Raw genomic sequence first — 21,609 nt, forward strand, 5'->3', positions numbered from 1 at the left:
GTAGCCGCTGTTTTGGTTCACACGCTTCGGTTTGGTTAAGGGAGAAAACAATATGCTGCAAATCGTTGGGTCTAAGACCCGTCTTGGCAGTCTGATGCGCACGCTGGCTTTCGGCGCATCGATGCTCATCGCGTCGCATGCGTTCGCAGGCGGCACGGATCAACTTAAGCAGTTCGTGTCGCAAGTGCATTCGGCGCGCGGCGAATTCGTGCAGACGGAAGTGCGCGCACCGAGCAACACGCAGCAACAGGCGAGTGGCGTGCTGTCGACGCAAAACGCGACGCAGAACAAGGTGTCGAGCGGCACGTTCACGTTCGCGCGTCCGGGCAAGTTCATCTGGGCGTATGAGAAGCCGTACGCGCAGCTGCTGCAGGCCGACGGCGACAAGCTCTACGTCTACGACAAAGACCTGAATCAGGTCACGGTGCGCAAGCTGGGCGGCGCGCTGGGCGCGAGCCCGGCGGCGATTCTGTTCGGCAGCAACGATCTCGACAAGAACTTCACGCTGAAGGACGCGGGCGTGAAGGCGGGCATCGACTGGCTCGAACTGATTCCGAAGTCGAAGGACACGCAGTTTCAGCGCGTCGGCATCGGCTTTCGCGACGGCAACCTCGAAGCGATGGAACTGCATGACGTGTTCGGCAACGTGACCCTGCTCAAATTCTCGAACATCCAGAAGAACCCGTCGCTGCCCGCCGACGCATTCAAATTCACGGTGCCGAAGGGCGCCGACGTGATCAACGGCTAATTACGTCGTTCACGCCTGAAGGCCGGGCGACGGATGCGCGGCCTTCATATCGTCGATAAACGCATCGACGATTTCCGTCCGATGCTGCCGCATGCGCGTGACCATGTGAAACGCGACGCGGTAGCCCATCTGCTGCGGGTTCAGCGCGGCGAGCAAACCTTCCTTCACATACGGCGCGGCGAAGTGCCCCGGCAGATAGCCGAGGTGATGTCCCGACAGCACGAGCATCGCGACGGCTTCCATGTTGTCGGCGACGGCCGTGACGTTGTGCGGCGTCGCCGACGCTTCGGCCTCGGGCAGCGGATAGCTGCGCCACGCCCATTCATGCTGGGCCGCTTCGACGGGCGCGACATTGCCTGCTTGAGCGAACAGCGGATGTCCCTTTGCGCAGTAAGCGAACTGTTCCTCCGAAAAAATCTCCGTGTATTCGAGCGACGGCACGCGATGCCAAAAATATCCGATGCCGATCTGAATCCGTCCGCTCAGCAGCAATTCTTCGAGTTCGCCCGGCGAGCGCACGAGAATTGAGAACCGCACGGATTCGTCCCGGGCGCGAAAGCGCGCGATTGCATCGCTGATTCGCGCACTTTCCGACACCGGCGTGTGTCCGATCATCCCGATTCCGAGTGTCCCGACCAGCTTTCGTCCGACATTTCGCGCCTGCGCGCCGAACGCATCGACGGCGGAAAGCAGCGCGCGCGCCGCTTCGACAAACTGCTCGCCTCGCGCGGTCAGGCTAAATCCGCTGCGGCCGCGTTCGCACAGCCGGTAGCCCAGACGGGTTTCGAGCGTCGATAGTTGGGTGCTGATCGTGGATTGACCTACATTCAAGGTAGCCTGCGCGGGCGAAACGCCGCCCGCGTCCACGATGGCGAGGAACACGCGGATCAGGCGAAGGTCTAGATCGGTGAGTTGCGAGAACATACGGCAGGATACATCGGTGCAAATCGATGTGAAGTTTTTTCTGTTGGCATTTTATCTTCGCCGGAACTGCACAAAAATAAGAAATGCCCCGGCGTCGTGCGCTTTGCGGCGGCTGGATTCAACGCTTTATCAAGACACTGTGCCTTTCATTGGCGAACCACGATGAATACTTCCTCGAATTTCATTTCCCCGGACCTGACGGAGCGGCCGCAGCCGTTGTCGGGCAACGCGATGCCGCGCTCGGGCGGGATCGCCACCATGATGCGGTTGCCGAATGTCGGGTCAGCGGAAGGGCTCGACGTGTGTTTCGTCGGTGTGCCGTTCGATCTGGGCACATCGAACCGCACGGGCGCGCGCTTCGGGCCGCGTCAGATTCGCGCGGAATCGGTGCTGCTGCGTCCGTACAACATGGCGACGCGTGCCGCGCCGTTCGACTCGCTGCGCGTCGCCGATATCGGCGACGTTGCGATCAATCCGTACAACCTGCTGGATTCGATTGGCCGGATTGAGCGTGCTTACGACGAAATCTTGCAACACGGCGCGAAGCCGATCACGCTGGGCGGCGATCACACGATCGCGCTGCCGATCCTGCGCGCGATTCATCGCAAATACGGCAAGGTAGGTCTGATTCACGTCGACGCGCATGCGGACGTCAACGACACGATGATGGGCGAAAAGATCGCGCATGGCACGCCGTTCCGCCGCGCGGTCGAAGAGGGCCTGCTGGATTGCGACCGCGTCGTGCAGATCGGTCTGCGCGGCACGGGTTACGCGGCAGAAGACTTCGACTGGTGTCGCGATCAGGGCTTCCAGGTCGTGCAGGCCGAGGCATGCTGGAATCAATCGCTGGTGCCGCTGATGTCGCGCGTGCGCGAGCAGATGGGCGACGGCCCCGTCTACATCACGTTCGATATCGACGGCATCGACCCTGCTTTCGCGCCGGGCACGGGTACGCCGGAGATCGCGGGTTTGACCGTGCCGCAGGCGCTCGAAATCATTCGCGGCGCGCGCGGCCTGAATATCGTTGGCTGCGATCTGGTGGAAGTCGCGCCGCCGTACGATCCGTTCGGCACGACGGCGCTGCTCGGCGCGAATCTCGCGTTCGAATTGCTGTGCGTGCTGCCGGGCGTCGAGTATCGGCCGGCGGGGCGCTAAACCCCGAAGCTGAATAAAAAACGCCCCGTGACCTGTGTCACGGGGCGTTTTTTCGTGCTTCGTTTATGCGTAAGCCTGCTTGCGCGGCGACACGAGCGCGAGATAACAGACCGCCCCAATGACCAGCGCCGGCAGCGTCGCGCCGAGATTCGGCAGCCACTGGTTGATGGCCTGATAGGCGGCGATGCCGACCGCCCACGCGATAAATGCGCTCACGTGCCAGCCGCCCGAGAAGCCATATCGGCCTTGCGTATCGGCGAGCGCGGCGGCGTCGATGCGGCGCTTGCGCACGATGAAATGATCGACCAGCACCACGCCGAACAGCGGTGCGAACACCGAACCGATCAGCAGCAGGAAGTTCTGGTACTTCGCCATCGGCACGATCAGCGCGATCAGCGTGCACAGCGCGCCGAATGCGGCGGATAGCAGCGGCACGCTCGCACGCGTCCAGAACGTACCCGTCGAGACAGCCGCCGAGTGCACGTCGGCGAACGCGTTGTCGATCTCATCGATCAGCACCAGCAGCAGCGCGAGGCCGCCGCCCGCTTGCGCGAGCGCCGTCGTCAGCAGCGCGTCGCCGCCGCCCGCCGCGAGTCCGTACACCGCGCCGAGCGCGTAGAACCAGATATTCGCAATGCCGTAGCCGAGAATCGTGCCGCGGAACGTCTCGCCCGCCTTGCGGCCGAAGCGCGTGTAGTCCGCGATCAGCGGCAGCCACGACAGCGGCATCGCAACGACCAGATCCACCGCGCCGCCGAACGACATCTCGCCATTGCCCGGACGGCGCATCAGCGCGCCGAGATCGTGCTGCGCAAGAACGGCATAGGTAAGCCACGCGGCGCCCGCGAGCAGCAGCCAGATGCCCCACGAGCGCAGAAAGCGCCGCACGAACGACAGCGGGCCGCTGATGGCCAGCAGCGTGGCCAGCACGCCGAAAATCAGCGTCCAGACGAGCGGTGCCGAGAAGCCGAATGCCTGTTTCGACAGCGCATCGGCGGAATCACGCATCACGATCACTTCGAACGAGCCCCAGCCGACCAGCTGGATCATGTTCAGCACGGCGGGAATCGACGCGCCGCGCACGCCGAGCGTCGGGCGCAGCGACGACATCGCGGCAAGCCCCGTGTCCGTGCCGATCACGCCCGCGAGCGCGAGCAGCACGACGCCGATCACGCTGCCGATCAGGATCGCCAGCAACGCATGCGGCAATGACAGGCCGGGTACCAGCAGCGCACCCGCCTGCGCGACCAGCAGCCCGATGCCGAGCGAAAACCACAGCGCGAATGCGTCGCTCGTTTTGAACGCGCGGCGCGAGTCCGGTACCGGCTTGAGCGGTGCGTAGGTCGAACCGGCTTCGCCGGCGATTGGTTCCTGAACCATCGAAATTTTCCTGTCTGTCTGTCGTTGTCGTGTCGGCCGTGCGTGCGGCCTTCTTGTTTGGCTCGTGCGGTACGCGCCTTGCGGACCGCTCATCAGAAACAGCCTATAACGTTTGCCGCGGGCCTCGCCGCGCGGCGGCTGTCATAATGCACAACTCTGCATGCGCCGCAGCCCGCCAGATGACGGTTTCGCGCGGTTGCATGCCGTTCAGGGCCAAGCCGTCGCGCGTCCGGTGCTGCATTCTGTGCATCGTGACGGTTTATACCCGAAAAGCCGAGATTATCCCCAAAACGCCATGTTCGAAGAAACCCGCGCCAATGTTCCGCTCGCCGAGCGCCTGCGGCCCCGCACCATCGACGATGTCATCGGGCAGAAGCATCTGCTCGGCCCGAACAAGCCGCTGCGCGTCGCGTTCGAGTCGGGCGAAGCGCACTCGATGATCCTCTGGGGCCCGCCGGGCGTCGGCAAGACCACGCTCGCGCGGCTGATGGCCGACGCGTTTCATGCGCAGTTCATCGCGCTGTCGGCGGTGCTGTCGGGCGTGAAGGATATCCGCGAAGCCGTCGAAACCGCGCAGATCCATCGCGCCAACGGTCATCAGACGCTGGTGTTCGTCGACGAAGTCCATCGCTTCAACAAGAGCCAGCAAGACGCGTTCTTGCCGCACGTCGAGTCGGGGTTGTTCGTGTTCGTCGGCGCGACGACGGAAAACCCGTCGTTCGAGGTGAACAGCGCGTTGCTGTCGCGGGCCGCCGTCTACGTGCTCAAGAGTCTCGACGCCGACGAGCAGCGCGAACTGCTGGACCGCGCGCAGAAGGAGCTGGGCGGCTATACCTTCACCGACGAAGCGCGCGACGCCTTGATCGGTTCGGCCGACGGCGACGGCCGCAAGCTGCTGAACAATATGGAGATCGTCGCGCGCGCGGCGGCGCAGCAGAAGAAAACGGATATCGACGGCGAACTGCTCGCCAGCGCGCTATCCGAAAACCTGCGCCGCTTTGACAAGGGCGGCGATGCGTTCTACGACCAGATCAGCGCCTTGCACAAGTCGGTGCGCGGCAGCAATCCGGACGGCGCGCTGTACTGGTTTTGCCGGATGCTCGATGGCGGCGCGGACGCGCGTTACCTGTCGCGGCGCCTCGTGCGGATGGCATGGGAAGACATCGGCCTCGCCGATCCACGCGCCGCGCGCATCGCGCTCGACGCCGCCGAAACCTACGAACGTCTCGGCACCCCCGAAGGCGAGCTGGCGCTCGCGCAGGCGGTGATCTATCTCGCTGTCGCGCCGAAGTCGAACGCGGGGTACAACGCGTACAACCAGGCGCGCAGCTTCGTCGGCAAGGACCAGTCGCGGGCCGTGCCCGTCCATCTGCGCAACGCGCCGACGAAACTGATGAAGGAACTCGGCTACGGCCACGAGTACCGCTACGCGCACGACGAACCCGACGCCTATGCCGCCGGCGAAACCTATCTGCCCGACGGGATGCGCGACCCGCACTGGTATCAGCCGACGCCGCGCGGGCTCGAAGGCAAGATCGGCGAGAAGTTGTCGCGTCTTGCCGACCTAGATGCGCAATGGCGCAGCGAGAACCGCAAGAAAAGCTGAGCCGCGCGTTGCGCCTGACCCGACAATGCCGCCGGCCAGCCGCGCCGGTGCGCTAAAATCGCCCATTCATACAACGAACTGTCGCCCCTTCCCATGCTTGACATCCAGCTGCTGCGCAAAGACATCGATGGCGTCGCGAAACGCCTCGCCGATCGCGGCTACACCCTCGACGTCGCGGCTTTCTCCGCGCTCGAAGCCGAACGCCGCGCCATCCAGACCCGTACCGAAGAGCTGCAGGCAAAGCGCAACAGTCTGTCGAAGCAGATCGGCGCGATGAAAGGGCGGGGCGAGGACACGTCGGCGGTGATGGCCGAAGTGGGCGGACTCGGCGACGAGATGAAGGCGTCGGCGGTGCAGCTCGAAGACATCCAGAAGCGTCTGTCCGACCTGCTGCTCGGCGTGCCGAACCTGCCGCACGAAAGCGTCCCCGTCGGCAACGACGAAGCGGGCAATGTCGAAGTGCGCCGCTGGGGCACGCCGCGTCAGTTTGATTTCGAGGTGAAGGATCACGTCGACGTCGGCACGCCGCTCGGCCTCGATTTCGAAACGGGTGCGAAGCTCTCGGGCGCGCGCTTCACGATGCTGCGCGGACAGATCGCGCGTCTGCACCGCGCGCTCGCGCAGTTCATGATCGACACGCACACGCAGCAGCACGGCTACACGGAAATCTACACGCCGTACATCGTCAATCCTGAAATCCTGTTCGGCACGGGCCAGTTGCCCAAGTTCGCCGACGACATGTTCCGTGTCGAAAAGGGCGGTGGCGAAAACACGGTCACGCAGTATCTGATCTCGACGTCGGAAATCTCGCTGACGAACACGGTGCGCGAGAGCATCGTCGATGCCAACGAACTGCCTATCAAGCTGACGGCGCACTCGCCGTGCTTCCGTTCGGAAGCGGGTTCGTACGGCCGCGACACGCGTGGCATGATCCGTCAGCATCAGTTCGACAAGGTCGAGATGGTGCAGGTCGTTGCGCCGGACACGTCGTATGACGCGCTCGAGCAGATGGTCACGCACGCGGAAACGATCCTGCAGAAGCTCGAACTGCCGTATCGCGTAATCACGCTTTGCACGGGCGACATGGGCTTTTCGGCGACGAAGACCTATGACCTCGAAGTGTGGCTGCCGGCGCAGAACACCTATCGCGAAATTTCGAGCTGCTCGAATACGGAAGCGTTCCAGGCGCGCCGGATGCAGGCGCGCTTCCGCAACGCGCAGGGCAAGCCCGAGCTCGTGCATACGCTCAACGGCTCGGGGCTGGCGGTCGGCCGGACGCTCGTCGCGGTGCTTGAGAACTTCCAGAACGCGGACGGCTCCGTGACGGTGCCGGCGGCATTGCGTCCGTACCTCGGTGGCGTTGAACGCCTCGAAGTGATGGCGTCGGCCTGATCGAATGGTTTGCTTCAGATCGGTCCAGGTCCTCTTCAAGTTTCTGCGAAAAAGGGCTTGGAATTCAAAAACAGGTGTTCTATAATCTTCGTCTCACGCAAGCAGCGACCCGCTTAGTGTGACGCGACAAGACCACTTGTTGGTAAGTCAAAGAATCTGGAAAGGTGGCAGAGTGGTCGAATGCGCCGGACTCGAAATCCGGTGTACAGTTATGCTGTACCGTGGGTTCGAATCCCACCCTTTCCGCCAGATGCAAGCGAACAGGCCCTTCGGGGCCTGTTTTCGTTTGTGCAGCTTTTTCAGCGTCGGCACTACTGACATCGGCAATACACCAGGTCGGGCTTCGTAATTTACAAAGCGTTCGCGTTACCCCCCACGTCTTTCTGCCTTTTCCGTTTCGCTTGCGAATGGCGCTTTAGCGCATGTTCTTGCTTACATCGCGTGTCAATCAGGCGTTGCGGGCACCTGACCATTCGCGAACGCATGCGCCCGACTTTATTGGTACGGTTGTTGCGCCATAGGGATCATCATCAACAGGATGGAGTCCACGATGACGAATCCCAAGGGAGAAGACAACGGCGACCCGAGAGATCCGGCCGAAATTCCGCCGAACGAGCTCAACAAGCCGATTGGCGACGCGATCCCCACGCCCGTCGAGCCGGGCCTCGATCAGCCATTGCCCGAAAAGCCAAAGACGGACGACAAAGATGCGGACGAGCCAATAGGCGATGACGATCCGCCGCCGGGCGTTCCAGCGCAAGGTCCGTCCGATTTTGCATAGACCTTAAACGCCCAGGTCAGATCTCAACAGAATCTCAAAGCAGCCCGAGATATTCAAAATAAACCGTCGATCATTTCGGGTTGCGCACCAAACCCCGCCATTAAAACGCTTGCTTCAATAAACATTGCCCTACGAGGGCAATGCGAAAACTGACGGTCGCGTGTAGTTTTTCGTGAAGGACCGCCGTGTACCTTTACTAAGCCTTACTTTCTGCATAGGATGAAGTTGCATTTTTTTCCTCCTATTGCTGCGGATGCGTAAAAAGTCGACCGCGATCATTGACTAAAAATGATATTAAATATTCGTAGTCCATATGAAGATTCGAGCGGTTTATCAATGGCAGGTTTATCGTCTTTTGTTTGCAGCAGATTATTAAACCCGTCGGTCGACGAGTTGCATCACAACAAGACGTTGTCACGGTTTCATGCGTAAAGGCAGAGGCGTCGCGCGCCCGATTCCCGCGCCGTCGCCCGGTTGCGTTGCTAACAACAACGAAGGCGCGCGCACGTGGTCGAGGCAGTTCGAGTGCGAACGTCTTGAGGAACGGTAAGCCATGCACATCGCTATTTCTGCTTTGACAGTCGCGGTGGCTGCAATCGTTGTCTGGTGGTCGCTGCATCCACGTCGCATCGCGTCGCAACGCGTAGGGCCTTCCGTGCATACGCGCAACGGCGTGTCCGTATCGATGATGCTCAATCGCGTGACGAATCAGCTTGCGCGTAGCCGAACGCTGCAAGGCGCAAGCGCGTTCTTCAGTTTTGCGCATCGGCGGCACGGCGCGATGAACGAACTGGCCGATGTCTTCGAATGCCTGCCCGTGGCGTCGGTCGTGTTCGACGACCATGGCGTGATCGTGCTTGCCAATGCGCAGGCCGAGCGTCTTTTCGACTATCCGCGCGGCGTGCTGGCAGGCGCATGTGTCGGCCTCGTGGCGCCGGCGCTTTCGCACGAGCACCGCGCGGGCGCCGCGCATCCGGGCCGCCCCGCCGGCACGCGCACGCGCAGTCTGCGCGCCCGCCGTCGCGACGGCAGCGAGTTTCCCGCCGACATCGCCACGAGCGCGATCCGGTATGAAGGGCGCGTCGCGACTGTCGCGTTCATCACCGACATGACGGAGCGCGTTGAACTCGAACGCAATCGCCGGGAACTGGCGCACCTGACGCGCATCTCGACCATGGGCGAGCTCGCCGCATCGCTCGCGCACGAACTGAACCAGCCGTTGACGGCGATCCTCAGTAACGGCCAGGCTGCGCAGCGTTTCATGGATCAGGCGCCGATCGATCTTGCCGAAGTGCGCGACATCCTGAAGGACATCGTCGACGACAGCGGTCGCGCAAGCGAGGTGATCCGCCGGATGCGCGCGTTCGTGAAAAAGGAAGAGCAGCAGCAACTGACGAGTCTCGATGTCGGCGGCTTGCTGCGCGACGTCGCGCTGCTCGTGCATGGCGATGCCGTCGCGCGGGGCATCCACGTGTCGCACGTGATCGACGATGGCTTGCCGCCCGTGCGTGGCGACAAGGTGCAACTGCAGCAGGTGCTACTCAACCTGCTGCTCAACGCATTCGATGCCGTCAGCGAGTGTGGCACGTCCGATCGCGCGGTCGCACTGTTTGCGCGACCCGACAGCGAAGGCGGGGTGCGCATCGCGGTGCGCGACCGCGGACATGGACAGGCGGCGGACAAGCTCGAATGCATCTTCAAGCCGTTCGTCACGTCGAAGCCACAAGGCCTGGGCCTCGGGCTGTCGATCAGCCGCTCAATTGTTCAGATACACGGCGGTCGCTTGTGGGCCGAGAACAATTTCGACCAGGGCATGACGTTCTATGTTGCGCTGCCCGCATCGCGCGATATGAGCAACGCTGGCGCTGCGCAGGTGGCGTCATGAACGAAGCGGCTGCACTCGTCTACGTCGTCGACGACGACCCGTCCGTGCGTCGCGCGCTCACGCGGCTCATCAGATCAGCAGGTCATGAGGTCGAGGCGTACGGTTCGGCGCGAGAATTCCTCGAGCATGCGTGTGGCGAGCGCACGCCAGCTTGCGTCGTGCTCGACGTGCAATTGCCCGATCTGAGCGGACTCGAGTTGCAGCGCGAACTCGATGCGCGTCTGCCCATCGTCTTTCTGACGGGCCACGGCGATATCGCGATGACAGTCGGCGCGATCAAGGCAGGCGCGACTGATTTCCTCACCAAGCCCGTTCGCGACGATGACCTGTTGCGCGCGATCGACCTGGCGCTGGCGCGTTCTGTCGAAGTGTCGAAGTCGATCCATGAACTGGAAGAATTGCGCAGCCGGGTCGGACGCCTGACGGTGCGCGAGCGCGAAGTGATGAATCTCGTCGTGCTCGGTCGCCTGAACAAGCAGGTGGCCTGCGAACTCGGCACGGTCGAGAAAACCGTCAAGGCGCATCGCGCGCGCGTGATGCAGAAGATGGAAGTCGGTTCGCTCGCGGAACTGGTGCGCATCGCCGACAAGGTGGCCGTCGCCAATCACGCCCACGCCGCGAATCATTTGCCCGAACCGCCGCACGTGCATTCCTCCGCCGATGCGAGCGAGCCAGCCTCCGGCCGGATACGGGACCAAGGTCCAATACCACCGACGCCCGCAGTCTCATAGTCTATTGCTGAGACGCCCACGCACCGTTTGCATGGACGTCGCGGCTCAATGGGCTAATCAGAATGGGCACAGACAAACCATTCGTCGTCGTGGTCGACGACGATGCGTCGGTGAGCAGGGCGATCAGGCGTCTGCTGCGCTCCGTTGGGATCGCGGCCGATACGTACACGAGTGGCGACGAGTTTCTCGACGTGCTGTCGGCGACGCCTTCGTATCGTCCCGACTGCGCGATCCTCGACGTGCAGATGCCCGGCGCCAACGGGATCGAGGTGCAGCGCCGGCTGGCCGGCAGCGCCGTGCCCGTCATCTTCATCACTGCCCACGACGACGCTGGCGTGCGTGAAGCCGCGCTCGCGGCGGGCGCCAGGGCCTATCTGCGCAAGCCCTTCAACGATGTGCTCTTCATCAGGACAGTGTGTGCCGTGCTCGGCATCGCTGCGCCGCTATGACGCAGCGACCTCGCTTATCCAGCAGAGCAGTCTCGCACGGCCACGAGCCTGTGTGCTTGCGCAAGATCATTGCCCCGATTGGCTTATTGGACCAAGGTCCAATTGTTTTCGACCAGGCCCGATTCCACACTGGACGCATCGGACTCACCAGGCCGGATGACGCGCATCTGGATTTGTCCGCCGCGCGATGCGCGCAATGAGCGCGACGGACGCAACCGTATCGCTTGGGAAGATTCATCATGAAACGAGCTCTTGGAAAGACGCTGATGTTCGCTACGACGTTGCTGCTGGCAGATGCGGCAGCGGCACAACAACCCATCTTCTATCCCGCCAAGGGACAAAGCCAGCAGAAGCAGTCCGACGACACGGCGCAGTGCCACAACTGGGCGACGCAGAACACGGGTGTCAATCCCGCTGCGCTCGCGCAGAACGCCGCGAATCAGCCGCCGCCGCCGGGACCGTCCGGACAGCGCCTGGGCGGCGCGGCACGCGGTGCAGCAGGCGGCGCGGCGATCGGTGCGATCGCGGGCGACGCCGGCAAAGGCGCTGCGGCAGGTGCGATCGCGGGCACGATGGCGGGCGGGGCGCGGCAACGCCGTCAGGCTGCCGCTGCCCAGGAGCAACAGCAAGCCACGCAACAGCAGGCATCGCAGCAGATGGCTACGTGGAACCGCGCGGTCGCTGCCTGCATGACGGGACGCGGCTATACGGCGCAATGACATGTCGATCGAAGGGAGCCGCGCGATGAACTGTCGATCGTACGTGGGCATGACCGGGACGGGGCCGGCTGCCGTGCTGCGCAGGGGCCGCGCTGCGGCACTTGCGTCACGCTGGCCGCTGGCGGCGGTGCTGGTGTCCATACTGTGCCTCACCGCCTGCAAGAAAGCCCCCACCGAACCCCCACGCCCGACTGTCGAAGTCACCGTCGTCACGGTGCGACAGCAGGAAACCCCTGTCGATTTCGAGTTCACCGCGCAGACGCAGAGTTCGCGCGAAGTGGAAATCCGTGCGCGCGTCGACGGCTTCCTCGAGCGGCGCATGTACACCGAGGGCTCACTCGTCAAGGACGGCCAGGTGCTGTTCGTGATGGACAAGAAGCCCTTCGAGGCCGCGCTGCAGTCCGCCAGGGGCGCGCTCGCGCAGCAGCAGGCCCGGTTACTCGTCACCAAGCAGAATCTCGCCCGCGTGATCCCGCTGGCCGCGCAGAACGCCTTGAGCAAGAAGGATCTCGACGACGCCACCGGCAACGAGAAACAGGCCGAAGCCGCCGTGATCGCCGCGCAGGGCGAGGTGCGTACGGCCGAGCTGAACCTGAGCTACTGCACGATCCGCTCGCCGCTGCAGGGGCTGTCGAGCTTCGCGCGCGTGCAGGACGGCAGCTACGTGACGCCGAACCAGTCGGGGCTGCTCACCTACGTCTACCAGCTCGATCCGATGTGGGTGAACTTCAGCATCTCCGAGAACGAACTGCTGCGCTACCGCGACCAGGTCGCCAAGGGCCTGCTGCGCTTTCCGCCCGACAACCAGTTCGACGTGACGGTCATCCAGGCCGATGGCTCGGTCTATCCGCAGCAGGGCCGCATCGACTTCACGAACCCCGCGTTCAGCCAGGACACGGGCACCTTCCTCGTGCGCGCGAGCTTCGCCAATCCGAAGGGCACGCTGCGCCCGGGGCAGTTCGTGCGCGCGAAGGTGTCGGGCGCGGTGCGCCCCAACGCGATCCTCGTGCCGCAGCGCGCGGTGCTGCAGGGCGCGAAGAGCCACTTCGTGTGGGTGCTCGACCAGGACTCGAAGCCGCATCAGCGGGTGGTCGAGGTGGGCGACTGGCACGGCGACGACTGGTTCGTCAACGAAGGGCTGAAGGCGGGCGAGCGCGTGGTGGTCGATGGTGCGATCCGCGTGTCGTCGGATGCGCAGGTCAAGGTGGTGAGTGCGCCGTCCGGCGGCGCGCCGGGTGCACCCGGTACGCCTGCCGCGCCCGCCTCCGCGCCGCCTGCGGCGAGTGCCGCCGCCGCGTTTGCGCCCGCCGCCACGCTGGCCCAGGCGCGCCCGGCCAGCGTCAGCCATGAGCCGATGACCCGATGACGAGCGACGCCATCCGGCGCACCCCGACCCGATGAACATCTCCCACTTCTGCATCGACCGGCCGATCTTCGCCTCGGTCATCTCGATCGTCATCACGCTGGGTGGCGCGCTGTGCATGCTCGCGCTGCCCACCGCGCAGTACCCCGACATCACCCCGCCGCAGATCACGATCTCCGCCACCTACCCGGGCGCCAGCGCCGACGTGGTCGCCAACAACGTCGCCGCGCCGATCGAGCAGCAGGTCAACGGCGCCGACAACATGATCTACATGAGCTCGTCGAGCTCCTCGACGGGCAACCTGACGATCAACGCCTACTTCCAGATCGGCACCAACCCCGAACTCGCCCAGGTCGACGTGCAGAACCGCGTGAACCTCGCGCTGCCGCAACTGCCGCAGTCGGTGACCAACCAGGGCGTGCAGGTGCAGAAGAAGTCGCAGGCGTTCATGATGGTGATCGCGATCTACTCGCCCTCCGAGCGCTACGACGCCACCTACATCGCCAACTACGCGAACGTCTACGTGCTCGATGCGCTCAAGCGCATTCCGGGCGCCAACCAGTCGAGCATCTTCGGCACGCCCGACTACGCGATGCGCATCTGGCTGCGCCCCGACCGCATGGCGCAGCTGGGCATCACGGCCGCCGACGTGCAGCGCGCGGTGGCCAACCAGAACCAGCAGTTCGCCGTCGGCCGGTTAGGCCAGTCGCCGACGGGCGCTCCCGTCGAACAGTCGTTCGCGGTCACGACCACGGGACGGCTGACCGAGCCCGACGAATTCGAGAACATCATCATCCGCGCGCAGAGCGGCGGCGCGGCGATCGTGCGGCTGAAGGACATCGGCCGTGCCGAACTCGGCCAGAAGGACTACTCGATCCGCAGCCGCTTCCAGGGCAAGCCCGCCACCGTGCTCGCCGTCTACCAGCAGCCGGGCGCCAACGCGCTCGATGTCTCGAAGCAGGTGCGCGCCACGCTCGCCGAGATGAAGAAGACGTTCCCCGAGGGCATCGACTACGAGATCGCGATGGACACCACCGAGTTCACGCGCGCCTCGATCACGGACGTCGTGCACACGTTCTTCGAGGCCGTCGTGCTGGTGGTGATCGTCGTGTTCGTGTTCCTGCAGAGCCTGCGCGCCACGCTGATCCCGGTGCTGGCCGTGCCCGTGTCGATCGTCGGCACCTTCATGGGGATGGAGGCGCTCGGTTTCTCGATCAACATGCTCACGCTGTTCGGCATGGTGCTCGCCATCGGGATCGTGGTCGACGATGCGATCGTCGTGATCGAGAACGTCGAGCGCAACATGACCGTGCACAAGCTCGCCCCGAAGGATGCCGCCAAGCAGGCGATGGACGAGGTGGCGGGCCCGGTGGTGGCCATCGTGCTGGTGCTGTGCGCGGTGTTCGTGCCCGTGGCGTTTCTGGGCGGCATCACCGGGCAGATGTACAAGCAGTTCGCCATCACGATTGCGATTTCCGTGGTGATCTCGGGCATCGTCGCGCTGACGCTCTCGCCCGCGCTCGCGGCGCTGCTGCTCAAGCCCGGGCATCACGAGAAGAAAGGCTTCTTCCGCTGGTTCGACAACCAGTTCGCGCGCATGACGGCGGGTTATACGCGCGCGGTGCGCCTGATCATCAAGCGCTTCGTGATCGCGCTGCTGCTGTTCGTCGGCATGATCGTGCTGGCCGTGCTGATGATGCGCGACATCCCGACGGCGTTCCTGCCGCCCGAGGACCAGGGCTATCTGCTGGGCGCCGTGATCATGCCCGATGCCGCGTCGCTGGACCGTACCGGCCAGGTGTCGGACCGCGTGTCCGAATACTTCATGAAGCAGCCGGCCGTGGGCAGCATCACGACGGTGGACGGCTTCAGCATTCTCGACAGCCAGAACAAGAACAACTCGTCGACGTTCTTTGTCGGCTTCAAGAGCTTCGAGGAGCGTTATTCGTCAGCCAATATCCGCACGCAGAATGCGCGCGCCGTGCTCGTCGATGCGTACAAGACGCTCTCGCAGATCCGCGAGGGCATCGTCGTGCCGCTCAATCCGCCGTCGATTCCGGGCCTCGGCACGACAGGCGGCACCGAGATGTGGATCCAGAGCAAGGGCGATGCGACGATCGCGCAGTTTGCGGCCGTGGTGGACGACTTCGTCGCGAAGGCCAAGCAGCGCCCCGAACTGACGGGCGTTACGTCGACCTTCAACGCGAACTCGCAGCAGCTGCTGGTCGACGTGGACCGCGACAAGGCCGAGACGCTCGGCGTGCCCGTGCAGGACGTCTACAGCGCGATGCAGACGATGTTCGGCTCGCTGTACGTGTCGCAGTTCAACCGCTCGAGCCGGCTGTGGCAGGTGATTTTGCAGGCCGAGCCGTCGTACCGGTTAAAGCCCGACGACCTCGCGCAGATCTTCGTGCGCAGCTCGAACGGCAGCATGGTGCCGTTGAAATCCGTGGTGACCTCGCACTACGTGACGGGTCCGGACCTGATCACGCGCTTCAACAACTTCCCGGCCGTGAAGATCACCGCGAACGCGGCGCCCGGCTACGCGTCGGGCCAGGTGATCACCGCGCTCGAAGAGGTGGGCGCGCAGATGCCCTCGGAGTACGGGGTCGCGTGGAGCGGCGAGGCGTTCGAGGCGAAGCAGTCGGGCGGCACCTCGGGGCTGGTGTTCGTGTTCGGCCTGATCATGGTGTTCCTGATTCTCGCGGCGCAGTACGAGAAGTGGAGCCTGCCGTTCGGCGTGCTGATGGCGGTGCCGTTCGCGCTCTTCGGCGCGCTGCTGGCGATCCTGCTGCGCGGGCTGAACAACGACGTGTACTTCCAGATCGGCCTGACGATGCTGGTGGCGCTCGCGGCGAAGAACGCGATCCTGATCTTCGAGTTCGCGGTGCTCAACCGCGAGTCGGGCAAGTCGGTGTTCGACGCGACGATGACGGCGGCCGAGGAGCGGCTGCGGCCGATCGTGATGACGTCGCTGGCGTTCATCCTGGGCTGCGTGCCGCTCGCGATCGCGACGGGGGCGTCGGCCAACAGCCGGCATTCGATCGGCACGGGGGTGATCGGCGGGATGCTGGGCGCGACGGCGATTGCGGTGTTCTTCATTCCGATGTTCTTCTATGTGCTGGAGACGATGTCGGAGCGCTCGGAGAAGAAGAAAGCCAAGAAGGCGGGGGATGTGCCGCCTTCTGCGCCGGGCTCGGGAACGGGCCCCATGTCTGGCGAGCCGTCCAAAGTGCCGCCGTCCGCGGGTGGTCCCAAGGTCGGCGGCGGCCCGACCACCAACCCGTCCGCACCGCGCGAGGGTGACTGACATGCGCCGCGCCCTCGTTCTCTGCGTGCCATGCGTTCTTGCCCTGAGCGGCTGCCTGCTCGGGCCGAACTACTCGCGCCCGCCGCTCGACGTGCCCGCGACGTACCGTTTCCCCGACAACTACGCGGCCGACATCGCCAACACCGAATGGTGGAAGCAGTTCAGCGACCCCGTGCTCGATGAACTGATCACCACTGCGCTGGCGAACAACAACGACGTGAAGGTCGCCGCCGCGCGCGTCGACCAGTTTCTCGGCCAGTTCGTGACGACGCGCGCGGCACTGTTTCCGCAGGTCGGCGCGGGCTTCGATGCCGAGCGCCAGCGCATCTCGACGTCGTCGTCACCGCTGCTCGCGAATGTGCAGAACCCCGTGTTCAATACCTACCAGCTGGCGCTGTCGGCCTCGTGGGACATCGACCTGTTCGGCCGCAACCGGCGGCTCACGGAATCGGCGCGCGCGAGCCTGCTGTCGACGGAAGAAGCGAAGCGCGGCACGGTGCTGACACTGGTGTCGGCCGTGGCGTCGTCGTATATCAACCTGCGCAGTCTCGACCGGCAGCTGGAGATCGCGAAGGCCACCACGGCCAGCCGCGCCGAATCCGTGCACGTGTTCGAGCTGCGCTTCAAGGGCGGCGAAGTCTCGCAGATGGAACTGGCGCAGAGCCAGTCCGAGTACGAGGCGTCGCGCGCGGTGATTCCGCAGATCGAGGCGCAGATCGCGCAGCAGGAAGACGCGCTGTCGGTGCTGCTCGGGCGCAATCCGGGCGACATCCTGCGCGGGCGTGCGCTCGCTGAACTGGCGGCACCTGCCGTGCCCGCCGGGCTGCCGTCGGATCTGCTCGAACGCCGTCCCGATCTGCGTCAGGCGGAGCAGGATCTGGTTGCGGCGAATGCGCAGATCGGCGCGGCCAAGGCGCTGTACTTCCCGCAGATCTCGCTGACGGGGCTGCTGGGCACCCAAAGCGGGCAGTTCTCGAAGCTCTTCACGGGGCCGTCGCGCGTATGGTCGTTTGCGGGCTCGATCGCGCAGCCGGTCTTCGAGGGCGGCGCGATCGTCGGACAGGTGAAGCAGGCCGAGGCGGTGCAGCAGCAGGCGCTGTACTCGTACCGCAAGGCGATCCAGGTCGCGTTCCAGGAAGTCGACGATGCGCTGATCTCGTCGCAGAAGCTGCGTGAACAGTTCGACGTGCAGGAGCGGCAGGTGGAAGCGCTGGCGACCTATGCGCATCTCGCGAGGCTGCGGTACGAAGGCGGCTACACCAGCTATATCGAGGTGCTCGACGCCGAACGCAGTCTCTTCAACGCGCAGCTGAACCAGACACAGACCCAGGCGGGCGTGCTGGTGTCGTATGTGAACCTGTACAAGGCGATGGGCGGCGGCTGGGTCATCACGGCCGACAGCATGACCACCCAGGCCGCGCAACACAGCGGCGATGCGGCCGCGCAGAGCGCGAAATGAGCGAGACGCCGTCCGCGTATCTCGGCCACGCGACGCGCACGCCAGTGATCGCCTGTCATGAATGCGATCTGCTCCAGCGCGAAAGCACCGTGCCGCCCGAAGGCACGCTGCGCTGTTGCCGCTGCCGCGCGACGCTGTACCGGCGTCACGCGAACAGCCTCGACCGCACGCTCGCCTATGCGCTTGCCGCCTGCGTGCTGTGGATCGTGTCGAACGCGTTTCCCATCGTCGGTCTGGCGGTGAATGGCGATCTCGTCGAAACGACGATGTTCGGCGCGGTGCGCGTGCTATACCGGGACGGTATGTGGCCGCTGTCGGCGCTGATCTTCATCACGACGATGCTGATGCCCGCGTGCCAGGCGCTCGGCCTCGTGTGGCTGCTGTTGCCGTTGCGGCTAGGACGCATGCCGTATCGCGCGGATGCCGTGTTCCGCTCGCTGCGTGTCGCGCAGGAGTGGGGCATGACGGAGGTGCTGATCCTCGGTCTGCTCGTCGCGCTGGTGAAGCTCGCGCATATTGCATCCGTGGTGACGGGGCCGGCGTTGTGGTCGTTCGGCGTGCTGATGCTGTTGCTCGCGGCCGCGGCCTCCGCGTTCGATGTGCGCGATCTGTGGTCGCGCCTCCAGGGCGTGCCCGATGCCGGCCCCGCGTTCGACAGCGACACGCCATTTCCTGCCGAAACAGCGGCGGCCTGCGGCCTCTGCGTATGCCACGACTGCGGCTTGCTGACTCGCCCCGCGCCCGCACAAACACGTGACGAACGCGATTACGCGAACGTGCACGCCGCCGTGCACGTGCCTGCGCATCCCGGGCATTGCCCGCGCTGCGGCGCGCATCTGCATCTGCGCAAGCCCGACAGCCTCGCGCGCACATGGGCCTGTCTGATCGCCGCGATCATTCTCTACATCCCGGCGAACATACTGCCCGTCATGGACACGAGTTCGCTGTTCGGCGCGCAGAAGGACACGATCATGAGCGGCGTCGTGTATCTGTGGACGTCGGGTTCGTGGCCGCTTGCGGTGCTGGTCTTTATCGCGAGCATCGCCGTGCCGATGCTGAAGATTCTCGCGATCGGCTTTCTCGCGATCTCGGCCAATTTCCGCTCCACCTGGCAGCCGGACCAGCGCGCGCGCATCTACCGGATCGTCGAGCTGGTCGGGCGCTGGTCGATGCTCGATATCTACGTGATCGCCGTGCTCACGGCGCTCGTGCAGTTCAATGCGCTGGCCACCGTGCGCGCCGGTCCTGCCGCCATCGCGTTCGGCGCGGTCGTCGTGCTGACGATGTTCGCCGCCATGTCGTTCGATCCGCGGCTCATCTGGGATGCGAGGAAAACGGAATGAGCCGGCCGCCCGACCTCCCCGACGCCGTCGCCGTGCCGCGCAAGCGCTGGCGCATCCAGTGGATCTGGCTGGTGCCCGTCGTCGCTGTGCTGGTCGGCATCTGGCTCGCGGTGCAGGCGGTGCTGTCGCAAGGGCCGACCATCACGATCAGCTTCAAGACGGGTGAAGGGCTCGAAGCGGGCAAGACCAAGATCAAGTTCAAGGACGTCGATATCGGCGTCGTGAAGACTGTTGCATTGTCGAAGGATTACAAGACCGTCGTCGCCACGGCCGAACTGACGCGCGACGCCACCGACATGCTCGTCGACGATACGCGCTTCTGGGTCGTGCGGCCGCGCGTCACGGGCGGCAACGTGTCGGGCATCAGCACGTTGTTGTCAGGCGCGTTCATCGGTATGGACATCGGCCGTGCAAAGCACGAGCGGCGCGACTACACCGGGCTCGAAGTGCCGCCCGTGTTCGCGAGCGACGTGCCGGGCCGCGAGTTCGTGTTGCATGCGTCGAATCTGGCTTCGCTCGATGTTGGCTCGCCCGTCTATTTCCGGCGGCTACGCGTCGGGCAGGTGACGTCGTACGAACTCGACAGGAACGGCGGCGGCATCACCTTGCATATCTTCGTGAATGCGCCGTACGACCGCTACGTGAAGGAAGATTCGCGCTTCTGGGAGGCGGGCGGCATCGATGTCGCGCTGGGCACGGATGGCGTGAAGATCAACACGCAGTCGCTGGTGTCGATCCTCATCGGCGGGCTCGCGTTCGAAACGCCCGCGGCGTCGCTGGCGCAGCCCGAGGCGGAGGTACGCACGTCGTTTACGCTGTTCGAGACGCGCGCCGATGCGATGAAGGTGCAGGACCGCATCATCGATACGTATGTGCTCAACTTCAAGGAGTCGGTGCGCGGCCTGACGGTGGGGGCGCCTGTCGATTTTCGCGGCATCGTGCTCGGCGAAGTGGCGGCGATCTATACGCGCTTCGATCCCGTCACGAAGCAGATCAGCATTCCTGTCGAGATCAAGTTCTATCCGGAGCGCTTCACGTCGCGCTATGCAACGGGCAAGTCGGCGGATGGGCGCGTCGTGCGCGATCCAAAGGAGATTGCAGATTTCCTCGTGTCGCGCGGCTTCCGTGGGCAGCTGAAAACGGGCAGCCTGCTGACTGGCCAGCTGTACGTCTCGTTCGATTTCTTCCCGCATGCGCAGAAGGCCAGCATCGACTGGAGCCGCACGCCCGCCGAGCTGCCGACCGAGCCGAGCGGCCTCCAATCGCTGCAGGAGTCGATCAACCGGATCGTCGCGCGTATCGACAAACTGCCGCTCGAGCAGATCGGCAAGAACACACAGCAGACGCTCGCCGATGCGAGCACGCTGATGCAAAGCCTCAATACGCAGGTGGTGCCGCAGGCGAAGAGCACCTTGTCGGCGGCGCAGGCCACGCTCAACTCGGCGAACAGCGCGCTTGCGCCCGATTCGACGCTGCAGCAGGACACGAGCGATGCGATCCGCGAACTCGCGCGCACGGCGGCGTCGTTCCGCGCGCTCTCGGATTACCTGCAACGCCATCCCGAAGCGCTGCTGCGAGGCAAACAGGAGGACGCAAAGTGAAGCGATCGATGCTCCCGCCCGGCGCATGCGTTTGCGTCGCCGCCGCCATGACCGTGCTGGCCGCGTGCAGCTCGCCGCACTCGAACTTCTATACGCTGAGTCCCGACACGACGCTCGAAAGCGCGGGCGCGCCGCTGTCGGTGTCGGTCGTGGTCGGGCCCGTGACGGTGCCAGACCTGGTCGATCGTCCGCAGCTCGTGACGCGCGTGTCGGGCAACGAGGTGAAGCTCAACGAGTTCGCGCGCTGGGGCGAGCCGCTCAAGAGCGGTGTGGCCGATGTGATCGCGGCCGATCTGGCGCGGCTGCTCGGCTCGCAGCGCGTGTCGGTGTCGTCGCAGACCGTGGCGGGCACGGAAGCGTACCGCGTCCGCGTCGATATCCTGCAGTTCGATGCGATGCCCGGCGAAGCCGTCGCCGTCGACGCGCTGTGGACCGTGCGCGTGACGGGCCGCACGGCCTTGCTGACGGGCCGCTCGACGATCCGCGAGCCGGTGCAGGGCGGGGACGACGCCGCGCTGGTCGCCGCGCACAGCCGGGCGCTCGCCACCGTGAGCCGCGACATCGCCGCGGCAATCCGGAACGCGCCGCCGGGTTGATCCGCCGGGTGGGACGGCGGAGCCGCTGCCGGGTCTGAGGCGGGCGCCCGGGCAGACTCTGTACAATGGCCTGATCGACAACCGCACGCATGGCTGCATGGCTTGCGCTGCGGGCCATCCCGTGCCAGGCGAGCTGCGCCAGATGCGCGCGATGCCCGCCCGGTCGC

17 protein-coding genes and 1 tRNA gene are annotated in these 21,609 nt (G+C 64.7%); 16 read left to right on the forward strand and 2 right to left on the reverse strand.

Features of this window, described 5'->3' with window-relative positions; all coding sequences use genetic code 11:
- Positions 1-52: 52 nt before the first annotated feature.
- A complete protein-coding gene (lolA, locus tag PPGU16_RS03535) occupies positions 53-748 on the forward strand; it encodes an outer membrane lipoprotein chaperone LolA (protein ID WP_180721731.1) in 696 nt (231 codons plus the stop codon).
- A 9-nt stretch (positions 749-757) separates the two neighbouring features.
- On the opposite strand, the gene PPGU16_RS03540 is transcribed toward lolA, so the two are convergent.
- A complete protein-coding gene (locus tag PPGU16_RS03540; protein ID WP_180721732.1) occupies positions 758-1,672 on the reverse strand; it encodes a LysR family transcriptional regulator in 915 nt (304 codons plus the stop codon).
- Positions 1,673-1,834: 162 nt separating this feature from the next.
- Here PPGU16_RS03540 and speB point away from each other — a divergent pair, with 162 nt between their 5' ends.
- The gene (gene speB / locus PPGU16_RS03545) at positions 1,835-2,827 is read left to right on the forward strand and encodes an agmatinase (protein WP_180721733.1); all 993 of its coding nucleotides are present in this window, start codon (positions 1,835-1,837) and stop codon (positions 2,825-2,827) included.
- Positions 2,828-2,890: 63 nt separating this feature from the next.
- Here the strand turns inward: speB and cytX are convergent, their stop codons facing one another.
- Positions 2,891-4,207 (reverse strand): putative hydroxymethylpyrimidine transporter CytX, encoded by a 1,317-nt coding sequence (gene cytX, locus PPGU16_RS03550; protein WP_180721734.1) that lies wholly within the window; start codon positions 4,205-4,207, stop codon positions 2,891-2,893.
- Between the two features lie 295 nt (positions 4,208-4,502).
- On the opposite strand from cytX, the gene PPGU16_RS03555 reads away from it, so the two are divergent.
- The 14 genes from PPGU16_RS03555 (at position 4,503) to PPGU16_RS03620 (ending at position 21,442) form a co-directional block, all read left to right on the forward strand.
- Complete coding sequence (locus PPGU16_RS03555) at positions 4,503-5,813, forward strand: replication-associated recombination protein A (RefSeq protein ID WP_180721735.1); 1,311 nt, start codon at positions 4,503-4,505, stop codon at positions 5,811-5,813.
- 93 nt (positions 5,814-5,906) lie between these two features.
- Positions 5,907-7,205 (forward strand): serine--tRNA ligase, encoded by a 1,299-nt coding sequence (gene serS / locus PPGU16_RS03560; RefSeq protein WP_180721736.1) that lies wholly within the window; start codon positions 5,907-5,909, stop codon positions 7,203-7,205.
- A gap of 158 nt (positions 7,206-7,363) precedes the next feature.
- Positions 7,364-7,454 (forward strand) — tRNA-Ser (locus tag PPGU16_RS03565).
- A gap of 301 nt (positions 7,455-7,755) precedes the next feature.
- Positions 7,756-7,986, forward strand: coding sequence for a hypothetical protein (locus tag PPGU16_RS03570; RefSeq protein ID WP_180721737.1), 231 nt, complete (start codon positions 7,756-7,758; stop codon positions 7,984-7,986).
- A 553-nt stretch (positions 7,987-8,539) separates the two neighbouring features.
- Positions 8,540-9,871, forward strand: a complete 1,332-nt coding sequence (locus PPGU16_RS03575) for a sensor histidine kinase (protein ID WP_180721738.1) — start codon at positions 8,540-8,542, stop codon at positions 9,869-9,871.
- Positions 9,868-10,602: a response regulator transcription factor gene (locus PPGU16_RS03580; protein ID WP_180721739.1), complete on the forward strand. Its 735-nt coding sequence runs from the start codon at positions 9,868-9,870 to the stop codon at positions 10,600-10,602. Before PPGU16_RS03575 ends, PPGU16_RS03580 begins: the two co-directional genes overlap by 4 nt.
- A 62-nt stretch (positions 10,603-10,664) precedes the next feature.
- Complete coding sequence (locus tag PPGU16_RS03585) at positions 10,665-11,051, forward strand: response regulator transcription factor (RefSeq protein ID WP_180721740.1); 387 nt, start codon at positions 10,665-10,667, stop codon at positions 11,049-11,051.
- 239 nt (positions 11,052-11,290) lie between these two features.
- On the forward strand, positions 11,291-11,770 hold the full coding sequence (locus PPGU16_RS03590) for a glycine zipper family protein (RefSeq protein WP_180721741.1): 480 nt from the start codon (positions 11,291-11,293) through the stop codon (positions 11,768-11,770).
- A 49-nt stretch (positions 11,771-11,819) separates the two neighbouring features.
- Complete coding sequence (locus PPGU16_RS03595; protein ID WP_243460582.1) at positions 11,820-13,136, forward strand: efflux RND transporter periplasmic adaptor subunit; 1,317 nt, start codon at positions 11,820-11,822, stop codon at positions 13,134-13,136.
- A gap of 31 nt (positions 13,137-13,167) precedes the next feature.
- Positions 13,168-16,443 carry an efflux RND transporter permease subunit gene (locus PPGU16_RS03600; protein ID WP_180721742.1) on the forward strand — a complete coding sequence of 1,092 codons (3,276 nt, stop codon included), beginning with the start codon at positions 13,168-13,170 and terminating at the stop codon, positions 16,441-16,443.
- A 1-nt stretch (position 16,444) separates the two neighbouring features.
- Positions 16,445-17,902, forward strand: coding sequence for an efflux transporter outer membrane subunit (locus PPGU16_RS03605; protein ID WP_180721743.1), 1,458 nt, complete (start codon positions 16,445-16,447; stop codon positions 17,900-17,902).
- Complete coding sequence (locus PPGU16_RS03610; RefSeq protein ID WP_180721744.1) at positions 17,899-19,245, forward strand: paraquat-inducible protein A; 1,347 nt, start codon at positions 17,899-17,901, stop codon at positions 19,243-19,245. Before PPGU16_RS03605 ends, PPGU16_RS03610 begins: the two co-directional genes overlap by 4 nt.
- Positions 19,242-20,846 (forward strand): PqiB family protein, encoded by a 1,605-nt coding sequence (locus PPGU16_RS03615; RefSeq protein WP_180721745.1) that lies wholly within the window; start codon positions 19,242-19,244, stop codon positions 20,844-20,846. Before PPGU16_RS03610 ends, PPGU16_RS03615 begins: the two co-directional genes overlap by 4 nt.
- Positions 20,843-21,442 carry a PqiC family protein gene (locus tag PPGU16_RS03620; protein WP_180721746.1) on the forward strand — a complete coding sequence of 200 codons (600 nt, stop codon included), beginning with the start codon at positions 20,843-20,845 and terminating at the stop codon, positions 21,440-21,442. The genes PPGU16_RS03615 and PPGU16_RS03620 overlap by 4 nt, the downstream gene beginning before the upstream one ends.
- The last annotated feature ends 167 nt before the right edge of the window (positions 21,443-21,609 follow it).

The sequence above is a fragment of the Paraburkholderia largidicola genome, from assembly GCF_013426895.1.
Lineage (GTDB): Bacteria > Pseudomonadota > Gammaproteobacteria > Burkholderiales > Burkholderiaceae > Paraburkholderia > Paraburkholderia largidicola.

Coding starts and splice junctions, on each gene's coding strand:
- lolA (WP_180721731.1), top strand. CDS start 53: ATGCTGCAAATCGTTGGGTCTAAGACCCGTCTTGGCAGTCTGATGCGC.
- PPGU16_RS03540 (WP_180721732.1), bottom strand. CDS start 1,672: ATGTTCTCGCAACTCACCGATCTAGACCTTCGCCTGATCCGCGTGTTC.
- speB (WP_180721733.1), top strand. CDS start 1,835: ATGAATACTTCCTCGAATTTCATTTCCCCGGACCTGACGGAGCGGCCG.
- cytX (WP_180721734.1), bottom strand. CDS start 4,207: ATGGTTCAGGAACCAATCGCCGGCGAAGCCGGTTCGACCTACGCACCG.
- PPGU16_RS03555 (WP_180721735.1), top strand. CDS start 4,503: ATGTTCGAAGAAACCCGCGCCAATGTTCCGCTCGCCGAGCGCCTGCGG.
- serS (WP_180721736.1), top strand. CDS start 5,907: ATGCTTGACATCCAGCTGCTGCGCAAAGACATCGATGGCGTCGCGAAA.
- PPGU16_RS03570 (WP_180721737.1), top strand. CDS start 7,756: ATGACGAATCCCAAGGGAGAAGACAACGGCGACCCGAGAGATCCGGCC.
- PPGU16_RS03575 (WP_180721738.1), top strand. CDS start 8,540: ATGCACATCGCTATTTCTGCTTTGACAGTCGCGGTGGCTGCAATCGTT.
- PPGU16_RS03580 (WP_180721739.1), top strand. CDS start 9,868: ATGAACGAAGCGGCTGCACTCGTCTACGTCGTCGACGACGACCCGTCC.
- PPGU16_RS03585 (WP_180721740.1), top strand. CDS start 10,665: ATGGGCACAGACAAACCATTCGTCGTCGTGGTCGACGACGATGCGTCG.
- PPGU16_RS03590 (WP_180721741.1), top strand. CDS start 11,291: ATGAAACGAGCTCTTGGAAAGACGCTGATGTTCGCTACGACGTTGCTG.
- PPGU16_RS03595 (WP_243460582.1), top strand. CDS start 11,820: ATGACCGGGACGGGGCCGGCTGCCGTGCTGCGCAGGGGCCGCGCTGCG.
- PPGU16_RS03600 (WP_180721742.1), top strand. CDS start 13,168: ATGAACATCTCCCACTTCTGCATCGACCGGCCGATCTTCGCCTCGGTC.
- PPGU16_RS03605 (WP_180721743.1), top strand. CDS start 16,445: ATGCGCCGCGCCCTCGTTCTCTGCGTGCCATGCGTTCTTGCCCTGAGC.
- PPGU16_RS03610 (WP_180721744.1), top strand. CDS start 17,899: ATGAGCGAGACGCCGTCCGCGTATCTCGGCCACGCGACGCGCACGCCA.
- PPGU16_RS03615 (WP_180721745.1), top strand. CDS start 19,242: ATGAGCCGGCCGCCCGACCTCCCCGACGCCGTCGCCGTGCCGCGCAAG.